This is a genomic window from Brevundimonas huaxiensis (assembly GCF_014218725.1).
Classification (GTDB): domain Bacteria; phylum Pseudomonadota; class Alphaproteobacteria; order Caulobacterales; family Caulobacteraceae; genus Brevundimonas; species Brevundimonas huaxiensis.
Map to the genome: position 1 here is coordinate 196,009 of NZ_JABBJE010000002.1, position 15,721 is coordinate 211,729.

The 15,721-nt window shown below is 67.5% G+C and carries 13 protein-coding genes; 8 read left to right on the forward strand and 5 right to left on the reverse strand.

What is annotated here, in order from left to right; all coding sequences use genetic code 11:
* Positions 1–38 precede the first annotated feature (38 nt).
* Positions 39–590: a lipocalin family protein gene (locus tag HF680_RS06125; protein WP_185224436.1), complete on the forward strand. Its 552-nt coding sequence runs from the start codon at positions 39–41 to the stop codon at positions 588–590.
* A 12-nt stretch (positions 591–602) separates the two neighbouring features.
* Positions 603–1,925 carry a PQQ-dependent sugar dehydrogenase gene (locus HF680_RS06130; protein WP_185224437.1) on the forward strand — a complete coding sequence of 441 codons (1,323 nt, stop codon included), beginning with the start codon at positions 603–605 and terminating at the stop codon, positions 1,923–1,925.
* A 59-nt stretch (positions 1,926–1,984) separates the two neighbouring features.
* On the opposite strand, the gene HF680_RS06135 is transcribed toward HF680_RS06130, so the two are convergent.
* Positions 1,985–2,548: a hypothetical protein gene (locus HF680_RS06135; protein WP_185224438.1), complete on the reverse strand. Its 564-nt coding sequence runs from the start codon at positions 2,546–2,548 to the stop codon at positions 1,985–1,987.
* Between the two features lie 325 nt (positions 2,549–2,873).
* On the opposite strand from HF680_RS06135, the gene HF680_RS06140 reads away from it, so the two are divergent.
* The 6 genes from HF680_RS06140 to HF680_RS06165 all read left to right on the forward strand — a co-directional run bounded on the left by HF680_RS06140 (position 2,874) and on the right by HF680_RS06165 (position 8,889).
* Positions 2,874–4,673: a long-chain-acyl-CoA synthetase gene (locus HF680_RS06140; protein ID WP_045811530.1), complete on the forward strand. Its 1,800-nt coding sequence runs from the start codon at positions 2,874–2,876 to the stop codon at positions 4,671–4,673.
* Between the two features lie 86 nt (positions 4,674–4,759).
* Positions 4,760–5,626: a flagellar motor stator protein MotA gene (motA, locus tag HF680_RS06145; RefSeq protein WP_039246359.1), complete on the forward strand. Its 867-nt coding sequence runs from the start codon at positions 4,760–4,762 to the stop codon at positions 5,624–5,626.
* 98 nt (positions 5,627–5,724) lie between these two features.
* Complete coding sequence (locus tag HF680_RS06150; protein ID WP_045811531.1) at positions 5,725–6,030, forward strand: hypothetical protein; 306 nt, start codon at positions 5,725–5,727, stop codon at positions 6,028–6,030.
* Positions 6,031–6,115: 85 nt separating this feature from the next.
* Entirely contained in the window at positions 6,116–7,948 is a 1,833-nt protein-coding gene (gene mnmC, locus HF680_RS06155; RefSeq protein WP_185224439.1) for an FAD-dependent 5-carboxymethylaminomethyl-2-thiouridine(34) oxidoreductase MnmC, read from the forward strand.
* 26 nt (positions 7,949–7,974) lie between these two features.
* Positions 7,975–8,361, forward strand: coding sequence for a DUF6491 family protein (locus tag HF680_RS06160; protein ID WP_185224440.1), 387 nt, complete (start codon positions 7,975–7,977; stop codon positions 8,359–8,361).
* 87 nt (positions 8,362–8,448) lie between these two features.
* Positions 8,449–8,889: a hypothetical protein gene (locus tag HF680_RS06165; protein WP_185224441.1), complete on the forward strand. Its 441-nt coding sequence runs from the start codon at positions 8,449–8,451 to the stop codon at positions 8,887–8,889.
* A gap of 18 nt (positions 8,890–8,907) precedes the next feature.
* Here the strand turns inward: HF680_RS06165 and gyrB are convergent, their stop codons facing one another.
* The 4 genes from gyrB to dnaA form a co-directional block, all read right to left on the reverse strand.
* Entirely contained in the window at positions 8,908–11,334 is a 2,427-nt protein-coding gene (gyrB, locus tag HF680_RS06170) for a DNA topoisomerase (ATP-hydrolyzing) subunit B (RefSeq protein WP_185224442.1), read from the reverse strand.
* A 144-nt stretch (positions 11,335–11,478) separates the two neighbouring features.
* On the reverse strand, positions 11,479–12,600 hold the full coding sequence (gene recF / locus HF680_RS06175) for a DNA replication/repair protein RecF (protein ID WP_185224443.1): 1,122 nt from the start codon (positions 12,598–12,600) through the stop codon (positions 11,479–11,481).
* 83 nt (positions 12,601–12,683) lie between these two features.
* The gene (dnaN, locus tag HF680_RS06180) at positions 12,684–13,802 is read right to left on the reverse strand and encodes a DNA polymerase III subunit beta (RefSeq protein WP_045811537.1); all 1,119 of its coding nucleotides are present in this window, start codon (positions 13,800–13,802) and stop codon (positions 12,684–12,686) included.
* 195 nt (positions 13,803–13,997) lie between these two features.
* Positions 13,998–15,473: a chromosomal replication initiator protein DnaA gene (gene dnaA, locus HF680_RS06185; RefSeq protein ID WP_369796287.1), complete on the reverse strand. Its 1,476-nt coding sequence runs from the start codon at positions 15,471–15,473 to the stop codon at positions 13,998–14,000.
* Positions 15,474–15,721 lie beyond the last annotated feature (248 nt).

A 15,721-nucleotide genomic window follows, 5' to 3' on the forward strand; every position in this document is an offset into this window, starting at 1 on the left:
CGCGGAAAGCGGCTTATGGCATCAAAACGGAAACGCCCATGTCCAGCCTGAAATCCCTCGCCGCATCCGCCGCCGCCGCGATCGCGCTGGCTGGCTGCGTGACCGCGCCGTCCCCATCCGAATATCGCGCGCCGCAGCCGGCCAAGCCGGTGGACGTGCAGCGTCTGTGGTCCGGGCGCTGGCACGAGATCGCCCGCCTGCCGGATCGGCTGACCGACGGCTGCGTCGCCGGCGCGTCGATCTATACGCCGGTCGAGGGCACGCGGGTCGATGTGCGCGACACCTGCCAGGTCGGCACGCCGGACGGCAAGGAAAAGGCCATCGGCGGACGGGGCGAAATCCTTGATCCGGGCACGAACGCAAAACTCAGGGTGAGATATCTGGCCGGTTTCGTGACCTGGGACTATTGGGTGCTGGATCGGGCGGACGACTACAGCTGGTTCATCTCGGCCGATCCGACCTTCAATCGCCTGTTCATCTACACGCGTGAACTGCCCAGCGAGCAGCAGGTGCGCGCCTTGACCGAACGGGCGCGGGCCCTCGGATACGACGTCAGTCGTCTGGAGTTCCCGGCCCAACCGGCGCGGTAAGGATCAAAGGCCATGCGCTCTTCCCGGACGGTCCTGTTCGCCTCGACACTGCTCGCGACAGTGATCGGTCTGGGGGCCTGCGCGGGCGGGACAGCCTTGCCCGTCGCGGCGGGGTTTGGTCCGGACCCGCAACTGCCGGCGCCGCGTCAGGGCTTGCTGCCCACCGTCAACATCGCCCCGGCGTCGAGCTGGCCCGAAGGCGCGACGCCGGTCGCGGCGGCGGGATTGCGCGTACAGGCGTTCGCGACAGGCCTGGATCACCCGCGCTGGCTCTATCGCCTGCCCAACGGCGATATTTTGGTCGCGGAGTCGAATGCACCGCCCAAGCCCGAAGACAAGAAGGGCGGTCTGCGGGGCTGGGTGATGGGCAAGGTCATGGCCAAGGCCGGCGCCGGCGTCCCAAGCCCCAACAAGATCGTCCTGCTGCGGGATGCGGACGGCGACGGCGCAGCGGAGACCAGGAGCGATTTCCTGACAGGACTGAACTCGCCGTTCGGCATGGCGCTGGTCGGCGATCGGCTGTACGTCGCCAACGCCGATGCGGTGGTGGCCTTTCCGTATCGGAGCGGCCAGACCCGGATCGACGCGGCGGCGACAAAGATCACAGACCTGCCAGCCGGCCGCAATCACCACTGGACCAAGAGCCTTGTCGCCAGCCCGGACGGCCGGCGGCTTTATGTCGGGGTCGGATCGAACTCTAACGTCGGCGAAAACGGCCTGGATGAGGAAGTCGATCGCGCCGCCATCCTGGAGATTGATCCGGCGACGGGCGCGCGGCGGGTCTATGCCTCGGGCCTGCGCAATCCGGTCGGCATGGACTGGAACCCGCAGACCGGCCAGCTGTGGGTGGCGGTCAACGAGCGTGATGAAATCGGCGACGATCTGGTGCCCGACTATATGACCTCGGTGACGCCGGGCGCCTTCTACGGCTGGCCGTGGAGCTATTACGGTCAGACGGTCGATAGGCGTCCGCCCGCCAATCCGGCGATGGTCGCGCGCGCGATCCGGCCGGATTACGCCCTGGGCGCGCATACGGCGTCGCTGGGCCTGACGTTCGGACAGGGCGCGAGCCTGTTGCCGCCAGCCTTGCGCTCGGGCGTTTTCGTCGGCCAGCACGGGTCGTGGAATCGCAGCGTGCGCAGCGGCTACAAGGTGATCTTCGTGCCGTTCGTCGATGGGCGTCCCGCCGGGCCGCCGCAGGATGTTCTGACCGGATTTCTGAACGCCCGGGGTCAGGCACAGGGCCGGCCCGTCGGGGTGCAGATCGACCGGCAAGGCGCGCTGCTGGTCGCCGACGACGTGGGCAATGTCATCTGGCGCGTCAGCGGCGCCTGAACCTCGATCATGAAAAAAAGCCCCGGCTGAAACCGGGGCTTTCCATTCTTCCGCTGAGATCAGTTCAGCGGCTGGACCGTGATCGCCGGAGCGGCGGGCGTGGTCACGACCGGAGACGGAGTTGAGGCTGCGGGCGCGGTGTTCAACTGGCTGGTGCTCGACGTCGAAGCCGCCGGCGCGGCGTAGGGTTGCGGACCCGCAGGCGTAGCCGGCGTCTCAACACGAACAGCAGCGGGTCGTTCGACGGCGGGCGCAGCGCGACGGGCCACGGGTTCGGCGCGGCGAGCGACCGGCGCAGGGGCAGCAGCCGGCGTCGGAGCCGCAGCCGGCGTGGGCGCGACTTCGACCGGGGCGGGCGTGACCGGCGCCTGGGTGGCCGTCATCGCGGCGGGCGCGGTCTGCATGGCCGGTGCGGCGGTCTCGGCGGACTGGGCCGGGGCAGCCTGTTCGCCGCCCATGATCATGGCGACGCCGCTGCCCAGCAGCACCACCGCGCCGATCGGGGCCAGGATCATCCAGGTCTTCACCGACTTCTTGGACTTGGTCGTGCGGGCGTAGCGTGGAACGAAGGTCGTGTCCTCAGCGCGGGCTTCGGTATTGGCGTTGGCATAGGTCATAGACATTGTTTCTGTCCTCCATAACGTCGATCAACCAACCCGCCGTCCCGCAACGCCGTTCCGCGTAAGGTACAAAAGCCCCGAAGAAACACCGTTTCCGCCCGGAATGGGGCGAAGACCGTGCGCGTGTTCGCCGCATTTGCCGTCAATGCGGCAATAAAAAGCAGGGCGGCGCTCTGGATTTCCGCCGCGTCAACCGAACAAATGGATCACGGCCGGACGGCAATTCGTCAGGTTCGCGAAGGATTGCGGACCCTACGGTTGACCCGACCGGCCGCCTTCGTCCATCACCGGACCGGGTGGAACACGCATTGACCGGAGTACGGCGCGCATGGGTTTTGTAGCCAATATCCGCAGGGATGTCCGGTTCGCGCGCGGCCTGTTCCGTCTGTTGAAGCGCATCAAGCCGATCGAGTTGGACAGTGACGTCCTGCTCTGTGACGACTTCGAAGAAGCGGTCGACAAGTTCGCCGACAACATCGCCATCGACGACGGTCAGCGCACCCTGACCTATCGCGACCTGGACGCCATGGCCAACCGCTTCGCCCACTGGGCCAAGAACCGGGGCCTGCGTCGCAGCGACACCATCGCCCTGATGATGACCAACCGGATCGAGTATCTGGCGGCGTGGATCGGCTTCTCCAAGGTCGGCATCGCCACGGCCTTGATCAACACCAATCTGAACGGGCAGGGGCTGGCCCACTGTCTGGCCATCTCCAAGGCCTTCAACGTCGTCGCGGATGAGGATTGCTGGCGTCAGATCGAGGAGGCGCGGCCTCTGGTCGATCACAACTTGGCGCTCTGGGTTCTGGGCCTGACCGAAGATCTGGAGACCAGCGACCGTCGCGGCCTGGACAAGCCCGTGCGCGGCGGGTCTTCGGTGCGGCCGTCCAAATCGGCGCGCGAAGGCCTGACCAACCGCGACACAGCCCTTTATATCTACACCTCCGGCACGACTGGTCTGCCCAAGGCGGCGCGCATCCCGCATTCGCGCGCCCGCACCTATATGCGCGCCTTCGCCGGCGCCACGCGTTCGACGCCCGAGGACCGGATCTTCAACGTCCTGCCGCTGTATCACTCGACCGGCGGCCTGGTCGGGGTGGGCGCGGCGTTGCTGAACGGCGCGCGGCTGGTGATCCGCAAGAAGTTCTCGGCCAGCACCTTCTGGCCCGACGTGCGCTCGTCGGGCGCGACCATGTTCGTCTATATCGGCGAGCTGTGCCGCTATCTGGTCAACTGCCCGCCGCACGAGGACGAGACCAAGCACAAGCTGCGTCTGGCGTTCGGCAACGGCCTGCGCGCCGATGTCTGGCCCGACTTCCAGAGCCGGTTCAAGATTCCTGACATCCTGGAGTTCTATGGCTCGACCGAAGGCAATGTCTCGCTGTTCAACTTCGACGGCAAACAGGGCGCGATCGGTCGGGTGCCGAGCTTCCTGAAGTCGCAGATCAATATCCGCCTGGTCGAGTTCGACGTGGAGACGGAACAGCCGATCCGCGGCTTGGACGGCCTGTGTCGCCTGGCGCGCGTCGGCGAGGTCGGCGAGGCCATCGGCCTGATCGGCAACGACATCCGCCACGACTTCTCGGGCTATGCCGACAAGGCCGCCTCGCAGAAGAAGATCCTGACCGACGTGTTCAAGAAGGGTGACCGCTGGTTCCGCACCGGCGACCTGATGAAGCAGGACAAGGAAGGCTATTTCTACTTCGTCGACCGGATGGGCGACACCTTCCGCTGGAAGGGCGAGAACGTCTCGACCTCAGAGGTCGAACAGGTGCTGATGGACGCGCCGGGCGTAACCGAAGCCATCGTCTATGGCGTGCCTGTGCCGGCCCAGGACGGCAAGGCCGGCATGGCGGCCCTGGTTGTGGAAGGCAAGTTCGACGCCCAGGCCTTCGCCGACCATGTCGAGGCCAAACTGCCCGCCTATGCCCAACCGGTGTTTGTGAGGCTGATCAAATCGGCGGAGACGACCGGCACCTTCAAATACCGCAAGGCCGATCTGGTGGTCGACGGGTTCGATCCGTCCAAGACCGGCGCCGCCCTCTATGTGCGGGGCGGGGCGACGGGCTATCAGAAGCTGACGGCGGCCGGACGCAACGCCATTCTGAAGGGCGAAACCCGGCTGTAACGACTGGGAAGGCGGCGTTCGCGAAACGCCGTCTTAATGATTAATGGCGATAGTCCCGACCTCTCGCGTCAGGATTGTTCGCCTCCATGTTCCAGATCATCGGCATCGTGCTGCTGTTCGGCCTCGTCTTCGGCAGCTACGCCATTTCGGGCGGCAAGTTCGAAGTGATCCTGCACGCCGCGCCGCACGAGCTGATGGCGATCGGCGGAGCGGGCATCGCCGCCTTCCTGATCTCCAACTCCATGCCGGTGATCAAGGGGGCCATGGGCGGGCTGGGCAAGACTTTCGCCGGGCCGAAGTGGAAGAAGCAGGACTATAAGGACCTGCTGTCGCTGCTGTTCCAGTTGACCAAGACGATGAAGTCCAAGGGCGTGGTGGCGCTGGAAAGCCACATCGAAAAGCCCAAGGAATCGACCATCTTCCAGAAGTACCCCAAGGTGCTGAAGGACCATTTCGCCGTCGACTTCATCTGCGACACCCTGCGGATGATGACGATGAACCTGGAGGATCCGCACCAGGTCGAGGATGCGATGGAAAAGCAGCTCGAAAAGCACCACCACGAGCATCTGGAAAACGCCCACGCGCTTCAGAACCTGGCCGACGGCCTGCCGGCGCTGGGCATCGTCGCGGCCGTGCTGGGCGTCATCAAGACCATGGGTTCGATCACCGAGCCGCCCGAGGTGTTGGGCGGAATGATCGGCGGCGCCTTGGTCGGCACCTTCATGGGCGTGTTCCTGGCCTATGGTCTGGTCGGTCCGTTCGCGGCGCGCCTGACGGCGATCATCAACGAGGAAGCCGCCTACTATAAGATCATCCAGTCGGTGCTGGTCGCCCACCTGCACGGCAACGCCGCCCAGATCTCGGTCGAGATCGGCCGTGGCGACATTCCCTCTTCCTCGCAGCCGTCGTTCAGCGAGATGGAAGAGGCGTTGAACAGCATCACCGCCGACTGATCCCGGCTTTCCTGATCTTAACTTGCCCTGCCGCGCGCGGCGGCCCTATCGTTCGCGCCAAGAGACGTTCCGGTCTCGCAAGCTTCGGAGACATCTTCATGCGTATCAAAGCCCTCGTCGCCGCATCCGCTGCGCTCCTGGTCCTGGCCGCCTGCAGCAAGGCCCCGGAAGAAAAGGCCGAAGCGCCGGCCACCGATGCGGTCGAGGCCGCCGGCAGCGCCGAAGAAGCCGCCCTGACGGTGGATCAGGCTGCGAAGGACGCCGAAGCGGCGGCCAATCAGGCCATTCAGGAAGACACCGCCGCCCAGGCCGCCACGACGATGCAGGGCGCCGACGCCTCCGCCGCAGCGCCCGCGCCTGTCGCGCCGGCCGAGCCTGCGCACGGTCCGGCGGCCGCCCACTAGGCCGGGTCGACACCAAAGCCCGAAGAGGCCGCTCCGACCGGAGCGGCCTTTTTCATGTCGGCGACGAAGGTGCTAGAGCCGCGCGATGACGCCTGACGACGACGCCTCGCCCCTGCTGACCTGGACCGAAGAGGGCGAGCCCCGCTCCGGCCGGTTCGGCGACGTCTATTTCTCGCGAGACGACGGCCTGGCCGAGACGCGAGCGGTGTTTCTGGAAGGGTGCGGCCTGCCGGACGCCTGGAGGGGGCGGGATCGTTTCACGGTGGCCGAGCTGGGGTTCGGCACGGGGTTGAACATCGCCGCCCTGCTGGATCTGTGGCGACGGACCCGGCCCGAGGGCGGGCGGCTGCACATCTTCTCTGTCGAGGGGTTTCCGCTGACGGCGGCGGAGGCGGCGCGGGCGCTGGGCGCTTGGCCCGAACTGGCGGAGGCGACAGAGGCCTCGATCGCAAACTGGCCGTCCGCGACGCCGGGCTTCCACCGGGTCGATCTGCCGGGCTTCGACGCCGTGCTGGACGTGGGCCTAGGCGATGCGGCCTGGGCCCTGGAGCAGTGGTCGGGATCGGCGGACGCCTGGTTCCTGGACGGTTTCTCGCCGGCGCTGAACCCGGGCATGTGGTCGCCCGAAGTAATGGCCTTGATCGCCAAACGCTCGGCGCCGGGCGCGCGCCTGGCCACCTTCACCGTCGCCGGAGCCGTGCGGCGGGGCCTGGCCGAGCAAGGTTTCGTCGTCGAGAAGCGCCCCGGTCACGGCCGCAAGCGCGAGCGGCTTGAGGCCCATCTGCCCTCGGCGTTCGAGCCGTCGCCGCCGCCCCGCGTCGCCGTGATCGGCGCGGGCATCGCTGGCGCATCGGTGGTGCGGGCCCTGAAGGCGCAAGGCGTCCGGGCGATGGTGTTCGAGGGCGAGCGTCCGGGCGCGGGCGGTTCTGGCTTTCCGGCGGCCCTGGTCACGCCGCGTCTGGACGCCGGCGACCAGGGCATCGCCGCCTTGCACGCCCAGGCGCTGGAGCGGGCGGGCGATCTTTATTCTGCGATCCCGGGCGCCATAACGGGCCACGGCGTGCTGCAACTGCCCCAGGCGCCGCGCGACGCCGCCCGGTTCGAAAAGGTCGCCCGCCAGCCGATCTGGAATGACGGTGACATGGTGGTGCTGGACGAAGGGGCGGCCTCAGCCGTCGCCGGCGAAGCGACGGAGCAGGGCGGTCTTCTGATGAAGGGGGCGTTCGCGCTGCGCCCTGCGGCGGTGCTGTCGAACTGGCTGGCGGAAGCGGAGATGCGCGCTGAGCGCGTGACACGGCTGGAGCGCGCCGCCGGCCGCTGGCGGCTGATCGGCGAAAACGACGCGGTGCTGGGCGAAGTCGATGCGGTGGTTCTCGCCGCCGGCTGGAGATCGGCCGCCCTGCTGGACGGGTTCGACCAGACGCCGCGCCTGTCGCCCGTTCGGGGGCAGGCGGACTGGATCGACGGGGACGTGACCGCCCACCCCATGGCCTGGGGCGGCTACGCGGTTCCGACGGGCCAAGGCATGCTGTTCGGCGCGACCCATGATCGATGCGACACCGACACGGCGCCGCGCGAGGACGACAGCGCGCGAAATCTGGCGACCTTGGAAGCGCGCCTGCCAGCGTTGGCCAAGCGCATCGCGGCGGCGGGGCCAATCCAGAGCCGCGCCGCGATCCGCGCCACGACACCGGATCGCCTACCTGTGGCGGGCGCTCTCGATGACGGCTTCTATGTCCTCGGCGGTCTGGGGTCGCGCGGGTTTTGCGTCGCGCCCCTGCTGGGCGAGCATATCGCCGCCCTGATCCTGGGTCAGCCCTCGCCCCTGCCGTGCGATCTGGCGGCGCGCGTGGCGCCCCGTCGGTCTTCGGTGCTGGCGGACGCCCTTGCATCGTCCTCGCCCGCGCGCGCAGGATGAAGTGGGGGCCTGTTCAGGAGTTGACTATGCATCGTCTCATTCTGTCGTCGGCGGCTCTCCTCGCCATGTCGGCCTGTGCGCCCTCGCCGGGCGTGGCGACGTCCAACCGCGCCGACGCCGGCCAGTGTTTCCGGCCCAATCTGGTGCGCAACTTCACCGCGCCGAACGACCAGACCCTCTATGTCCGGACAGTTGACGCCGGGGTGTTCCAGATCGAGACCCCCTTCTGTCGCGACATGACTCGCGCCCTGTCGATCGCGCTGGAACCTGTCGCCGGATCCAGCCGCCTGTGTCCCGGCGATCAGGCCGCCTTGCTCAGCCCGGCGACGGGCCCTCAACCGTGCCGCGTGCGCGTCGCCAGGAAGCTGACGACCGCCGAGATCGAGGCCCTGCCGTCTCGCGATCGGCCCTGATCGAAAACGCGTTCGGAGCCTTCGGGAGAGATTGAATTCTCGCGCGCGCGGGTATGAAATGATCGCCTTGCCTGGGGAGGGAAGAGAATGATCAGAACAATCGGCGTGGCGGCGATCCTGGCGACGGCGGCGATCGCATCGCCATCGGCGGCCGAAAGCTGGGCCGCTTTTTCACGCAGCGACGCCACCGTCTATCTGGTGGATGTCGATGCGCTGACGCCGGTGGACGGCGTGGCGACGACGCGCATGGCGCGGGTGCCCGCGCGCGGCGAGGCGACCAATCTCAGCCATGAAACCGAAGAGGTCATCGTGCGGTGCTCGGACGGCCAGTCGCGTTCGGGCGCGACGGTGACCTATGGCGCGGATGGGGCGGAAACCGATCGCTATTCCGAGGACACGCCATGGGAAGCGACACCGGCCGGCGGCATCTATGGCGCAATCAAATCCTTCGCCTGCGAGGATATGCGTCCCCAGACGGCGGCCTTCCCGACCATCCAGGCCTTCATCGCGGGCGGACGCGGCCAGTAGGCCGCGCCCCTTTCGCCGTCAGACGTCGACGGCGGCGTCCAGGGCGTTGTCCTGGATGAACTCGCGCCGGGGTTCGACCACGTCGCCCATCAGTTTGGCGAACAGATCGTTGGCGTCTTCCTCGTGCTCGACCGAGACCTGCAGCAAGGTGCGGGCGTTGACGTCCAGCGTCGTCTCCCAAAGCTGCTCGGGGTTCATCTCGCCCAGGCCCTTGTAGCGCTGGATCGACAGGCCCTTCTTGCCGGCGTCGAGCACGGCGGTCAGCAGGTCCAGCGGCCCGCGAATGGTCGTGGACTTGTCCTTGCGGCGGTAGGTGGCCGGGGCTCTGAAGACGCCGTCGAAGGCGCCGGCGCGTTCGGCCAAACGACGGGCGTCCAGCGAACGGATCAGGGTCTCTTCCAGCACGATCGTCTCCTGCACCGCGCGACGGGTGCGGCTGAAGACCACGGCGCCCTGTTCGCCCGGCGCGCCCGCCCACTCCCCATCGCCCTCTTCGGCATAGAGGTTCAGGCGCACGGCGGCGGCGGCCGAGGCGACCGCCATGTCGGCGTTGTCGGCGAACAGGCCGGCGAGCGCCGCCTGTTCGATGGCAAAGGCCGGGGCGCGCTGGCTGAGGCGATCGACGCCGGCGCTGAAGGCCTTGGCCTCGCGCACCAGGGATTGCAGGTCCAGACCCAGGCGACGCTCGCCCGTCGACAGGTCCAGCTCGGCCTCTGACGCGCCTTCCTCGATAAGATAGGCGTCCATCTCGGCCTGATCCTTCAGGTAGCGCGACTGCTTGCCCTTGGAGACCTTATAGAGGGGCGGCTGGGCGATGTAGACGTGGCCGCGCGTGATCAGCTCGGGCATCTGGCGATAGAAGAAGGTCAGCAGCAGGGTGCGGATGTGGGCGCCGTCGACGTCGGCGTCGGCCATCAGGATGATCTTGTGATAGCGCAGCTTGTCGGCGTTGAAGTCGTCGCGGCCGATGCCGGTGCCGAGCGCCAGGATCAGCGTGCCGATCAGGTCCGACGACAGCATCCGGTCAAAGCGCGCGCGCTCGACGTTCAGAATCTTGCCGCGCAGAGGCAGCACGGCCTGGTTCTCGCGGTTGCGCGCCTGTTTGGCCGAGCCGCCGGCGGAATCGCCCTCGACGATGAACAGTTCGGACTTGGCGGGATCGCGTTCCTGACAGTCGGCCAGCTTGCCTGGCAGGCTCGAGATTTCCAGCGCGGACTTGCGCCGGGTCAGGTCGCGGGCCTTGCGGGCGGCCTCACGGGCCGACGCCGCCTCGATGATCTTGGCCACGATCTGCTTGGCCTCGACCGGATGCTCCTCGAACCAGGTCGACAGGCCCTCGGTGCACAGGCTTTCGACGGCCGGACGCACTTCGGAGGAGACCAGCTTGTCCTTGGTCTGGGAGCTGAACTTGGGATCCGGCACCTTGACCGACAGGACGCAGGTCAGACCCTCGCGCGCGTCCTCGCCGGTGACGGAAACCTTCTCCTTCTTGCCGGCGCCCGAGCTCTCGATATAGCCGCCCATGACGCGGGTCAGGCTGGCGCGGAAGGCCGACAGGTGGGTGCCTCCATCCCGCTGCGGGATGTTGTTGGTGAAGCACAGCATGGTCTCGTGGTAGCTGTCGTTCCACCACAGGGCGAGGTCGAGTTCGATCCCTTCCTTCTTGCCGCGAATGACGATGACGTCCTTCAAGATCGGCGTCTTGGACTTGTCGAGGTGGCGCACGAAGGCTTCGACCCCGCCCTCGTAGTGCAGGATCATCTCGACCGGCTCGGCGTGGCGCTGGTCGGCCAGCTTGATGACCACGCCCGAGTTCAGGAAGGCCAGTTCGCGCAGGCGGTGTTCCAGCGTCTTCAGGTCGAAGTCGATGTGGCTGAAGGTCGTGACGGACGGGAAGAAGGTGACCTCGGTCCCGCTCAGCGGCTTGCCGGTGTCCTCGCGGATCGGCGCGACGCCCGTGATTTCCAGCGACTTGACCGTGTCGCCGCGCTCGAAGCGCATCTCGTGCTGCTTGCCGTCGCGATAGATCTTGAGCTGCAGCCAGTCGGACAGGGCGTTGACCACCGACACGCCCACGCCGTGCAGACCGCCGGAGACTTTATAGGAGTTCTGGTCGAACTTACCGCCCGCGTGCAGCTGGGTCATGATGACCTCGGCGGCGGATACGCCTTCCTCGGCGTGAATGTCGGTGGGAATGCCGCGTCCGTTGTCGGTCACGGTGACCGAGCCGTCGCTGTTCAGGATGACCTGGACCAGGTCGGCGTGGCCGGCCAGGGCCTCGTCGATCGCGTTGTCGACCACCTCATAGACCATGTGGTGCAGGCCCGAGCCGTCGTCGGTGTCGCCGATATACATGCCGGGGCGCTTGCGCACGGCGTCCAGGCCTTTGAGAACCTTGATGGAATCGGCGCCGTATTCGGGCAGGTCGGCAATCGGATCGGTCATGAAGTCATTGGCTCTGAAGTCCCGACCGGGACGGGGATGGAGCGCCGGACCCGGCGCTCGAATCGACGGCGGGATCGCACCGCGCCGAAGCCCGCAACATATAAGAAATTCCGGCGAAAAAGCGAGGAATTCCGTGATTGAAGCCTAGTCGATTTCCAGCGCGCCGCCGGCCACGCGGACGAACTGGGCGCGGCCTTCCAGACCGGCGAACAGGTCGCGTTCGGTGCCGGTCATGAAGGCCTGAAGATCCAGCGCCGTGATCTCGTCGAACAGGGCGGTGCGGCGCGCTTCGTCGAGGTGGGCGGGGGCTTCGTCCAGCAGCAGGATCGGGCGCGCAGCATGACCGGAAAGCCGCGCGATCTGGGCCAGGATCAGGTTCAGGACCAGGGCCTTCTGCTCGCCCGAAGAGCCCTCGGCGGCTGGGCGCTGTTTCTCGCGGTGAAGCGCGGTCAGGTCGGTGCGGTGGGGCCCGAACAGGGAGCGGCCGGCGGCGCCGTCGCGGGCGCGGGCCTTGGCCAGGCCGTCGCGGATCGCGGCGGCGATCTCGTCCTCCTCGGCGCCCGCTTCGGCCATCTGTTCGGCGGCGCCGTCCAGACCTAGGTCGGCCTGGGGGAAGGGACGATCGCTGCGGGCGTCGATGGCGGCCTGAAGCGCGTGCAGGGCCGCGACCCGGGCGAGGGCGGCGCGGGCTCCGGCCTCGCCCAACCGAACCTCCAGGGCGTCCAGCCAGACGGGGTCGGCCTCACGCCCGTCCTGGGCGTCGTTCAATAGGCGCAGCCGCTCTCGCAGCGCCTTTTCATAGGCGGAGACGCTGGCGGCGTGGTCGGGATCGGCGGCGAAGACCAGCCGGTCGAAGAACTTCAACCGCTCGGCGCGCGCGTCGGAGAACAGCCGGTCCTGTTCCGGCGTGGCCCAGACGGGACGCAGATAGTCGAGCAGCCGCCCGGGCTGGGCCGTCTCGCCGTCGATCCGAACGATACGCCGCGCGGCGCCCGCCGCCTGGACCCCGGTGCCCAGCCGCGTCTCGTCGTCCAGTTCGACCATGACGGCCCAGGCGCGCCCGGTCGCCTCGCCCGGCTCGCGCCGGCCCATCTCGGCGGCGGTGGCGCCCCGCAGCCCCTTGCCCGGGGTCAACAGGCTGATCGCCTCCAGCAGATTGGTCTTTCCCGCCCCGTTCGGCCCGTGCAACACCACAGGCCCGGAGGTCATCTCCAGCCGCGCCCCTGCATAGGATCGGAAGTCGGTGAGGGTGAGGGAGGTGATCACAAGTGGCGAGTGGCGAGTGGCGCGTGGCGAGTCAATGCGAACCCAATCTTGCTCGCCACTCGTCACTAATCACTCGCTACTGACTAGACCCGCAGCGGCATCAGCACATACTGAACGCCCGGATCGCCCGGATCGAGCACCAGGGTGGGGGAGGCCGGGTCGGCGAAGCGGAAGGCGGCGTTTTCGCCGGTGATCTGGCCGGCGACGTCCAGCAGGTAGCGGGCGTTGAAGCCGATCTCGAACGGTTCGTCGGAATAGCCGATCTCGACCTCTTCCTCGGCCTGGCCGGCTTCCATGTTGCGCACGGTCAGCTTCACGCGGTCGTTGTCGAACGCCAGTTTCACCGAACGGCTCTTCTCGGCCGAGATGGTGGCGACGCGGTCGACGGCCTTGGCGAACAGGGCGTTGTCGATGTCGGCCTGTTTGTCGTTGCCGCGCGGGATGACGCGCAGATAGTCGGGGAAGGCGCCGTCGATGACCTTGGACGTCAGGGACGCCTCGCCCATCTGGAAGCGGATTTTCTGGGCCGAGACGGTGACCTCTACGGGTGCGCCGGCGTCGTCCAGCAGGCGACGGACCTGGTCCACCGTCTTGCGCGGCACGATGACGCCAGGGCCGCCGGCCGCACCCTCGGGCGCGGGGGTCTCGGCCAGGGCCAGGCGGTGGCCGTCGGTCGCGACGGCGCGCAACAGGGGAATGCCCTGTTCGGCGACCGTGTGAAGATAGAGGCCGTTCAGATAGTAGCGGGTTTCCTCGGTCGAGACCGCGAACCGGGTCTTGTCGATCAGGCGGGCCAGATCCTCCTTGGGCAGGACATAGGAGGCGCCGGCGCTGTCGGTGGACATGACGGGGAAGTCGCCCGCCGGCAGGACCGGCAGGTTGAAGCGCGACCGGCCGGCCGAGACGACGAGGCGAGGATCGTCGCCGGAGTAGAGCAGCGAAACCTCGGCGCCTTCCGGCAGCTTGCGCACGATTTCGTACAGGGTGTGGGCGGGAGCCGTGATCTGACCCTCGACCTGAACCTGGGCCTCGGCCTCGTCGACCATCTCCATGTCCAGATCGGTGGCGGCGAAGGCCAGCCGGTCGCGGCCCGCGCTCAGCAGGACGTTGGACAGGATCGGAATGGTGTTTCGACGTTCGACGACGCTCTGCACGTGGCCCAGGGCCTTCAGGAGCGCGGATCGTTCGATGGTCAGCTGCATGTCGTCTCGCCCGGCGCGGCCGACTCGCAAGGCGGCTGCGGTTAAGTGACCTGGGACACTAGCGGATTGGGCGCGTGCTGCAAGGAAGTGGCGAGTGGTTAGTGGCGAGTGGCGAGTGGATATTGGGGGCAACTCGGTAGGAGGAGACAGTTTCTCCTCGCTTGTCACTCGCCACGCGTCACTCGCCGCTCGAAATCAGCCCCGCAGCTTGCGCGTCAGGGCCTCGACATCGCGGGCGATCTGATCGTCCTGCGGCATCAGCTCCTCGATCTTGCGCACGCCGTGCAGGACCGTGGTGTGATCGCGCCCGCCGAAACGACGGCCGATGTCGGGGTAGGAGCGGGTCGTGTGCTGCTTGCACAGATACATGGCGATCTGGCGCGGGCGGGCGACCGAACGGGTGCGGCGCTCGCTGAGCAGGTCGGCCTGTTTCATGTTGAAGTGGTCGGCGACCGTCTTCTGAATCTCGTCCACGGTGATGCGACGCTCGGGGCCGCCGCGCATGGCCATGCCCAGCAGGGTCGAGGCTTCGTCCACCGACACCGACGACAGGCGCGCGCCCGCGGCGGCGGCCAGGGTGTTCACGGCGCCCTCGAGCTCTCGCATCGAGCCGGGGGTGCGGTCCACCAGCTGGGCCAGGACCTCCGGGTTGGCTTCGCCCTGGACGACGCCCAGGGCTGACAGGGCCTTCAGACGGTTCTGGGCCACGGCGATCTTCAGCTCGCGGTCGCCCGCCTCGACCGGGCAGGTCAAACCGGCGGCAAGGTGGCTGCGCAGGCGCGGCTCGACCTCGGTCAGGGCCATGGGCGCACGGTCGGCCGAGAAGACGATGCGTTTGCCGTCCTCGATCAGGGCGGTCAGGGTCGAGAGCAGCTCTTCCTGGGTCGAGGTCTTGCCGCCCACGAACTGGACGTCGTCCAGCAGCAGCATGTCGGCCGAGCGCAGGCTTTCCTTGAAGGCGGCGGTCGAGCGGTCCTGCATCGCCTTGACGAAGGTCGACAGGAAACGTTCGGCGGTCAGATAGACGACCTTGGCCTCTGGCCGCAGACGCTGAGCCTCCCAGGCGATCGCGTTCAGCAGGTGGGTCTTGCCGTAACCGTAGGGGCCGCAGAAGAAGACGGGATTGAAGTGACCGTCGGCCCAGCTGGCGACCTGTTTGGCGATGGCCAGGGCGAAGGCGTTGCCCTGACCCTCGACGAAGCTGTCGAACGTCAGGCGATCCTGCAGACCGGCGGCGCGAACGGCGCGGGCGCCGTCGGCGCTGATTGGGGCGGCGGACGCCATCTGCGGCGTGGCGGCGAAGGCGGCCAGACGCGGGGCGGCGTCCACCACATTGCCTGGCATCACGGCCGAGGCCGGCGGGGCCGAACCCACTTCGGCGCGGCAGCGCACCTCAAGGCGGCGCGACAGGCCGTCCAGGCCCAGCCACAGCTCGTTCATGCGACGCAGGGCGTTCTTGCGCACCCAGTCGCGAGCATAGGCGGTCGGGGTGACCAGGATCAGATGGCCGGCGTTGTCCAGGCGGACCGCCGACGGGGCGATATAGGACGAGAAGGGACCATCGCCGATTTCAGCGCGCAGGCGCACGGACGCCTCGCTCCAGATGCGGTCCGGATCCGTCAGTCCCGACGTCTTCGTTCCGCCTGCCATCGCCGCTGCGCCCCCAACCATCTTTGCCCGCCCACCTTGAGAAGAACCATTCCGACCTTCCGCGCTTCAGGGCGATGGTTCAGGGACGACTTCTCCTGCGCCGAAAAGCAGTGCTTTTCGGACGGGGTCTAACCTCTGAACAGACATCTCCCGCCGACGCGAAACATAGGCCTCGCGCCGTCTTCATCCGTGCTGGGATGGAAGTGCGTTAGAGGTCAAAACTTACGCCGCGAGCCGGGTGGGTCAACGCTGATTCGTTGGTCGATTTG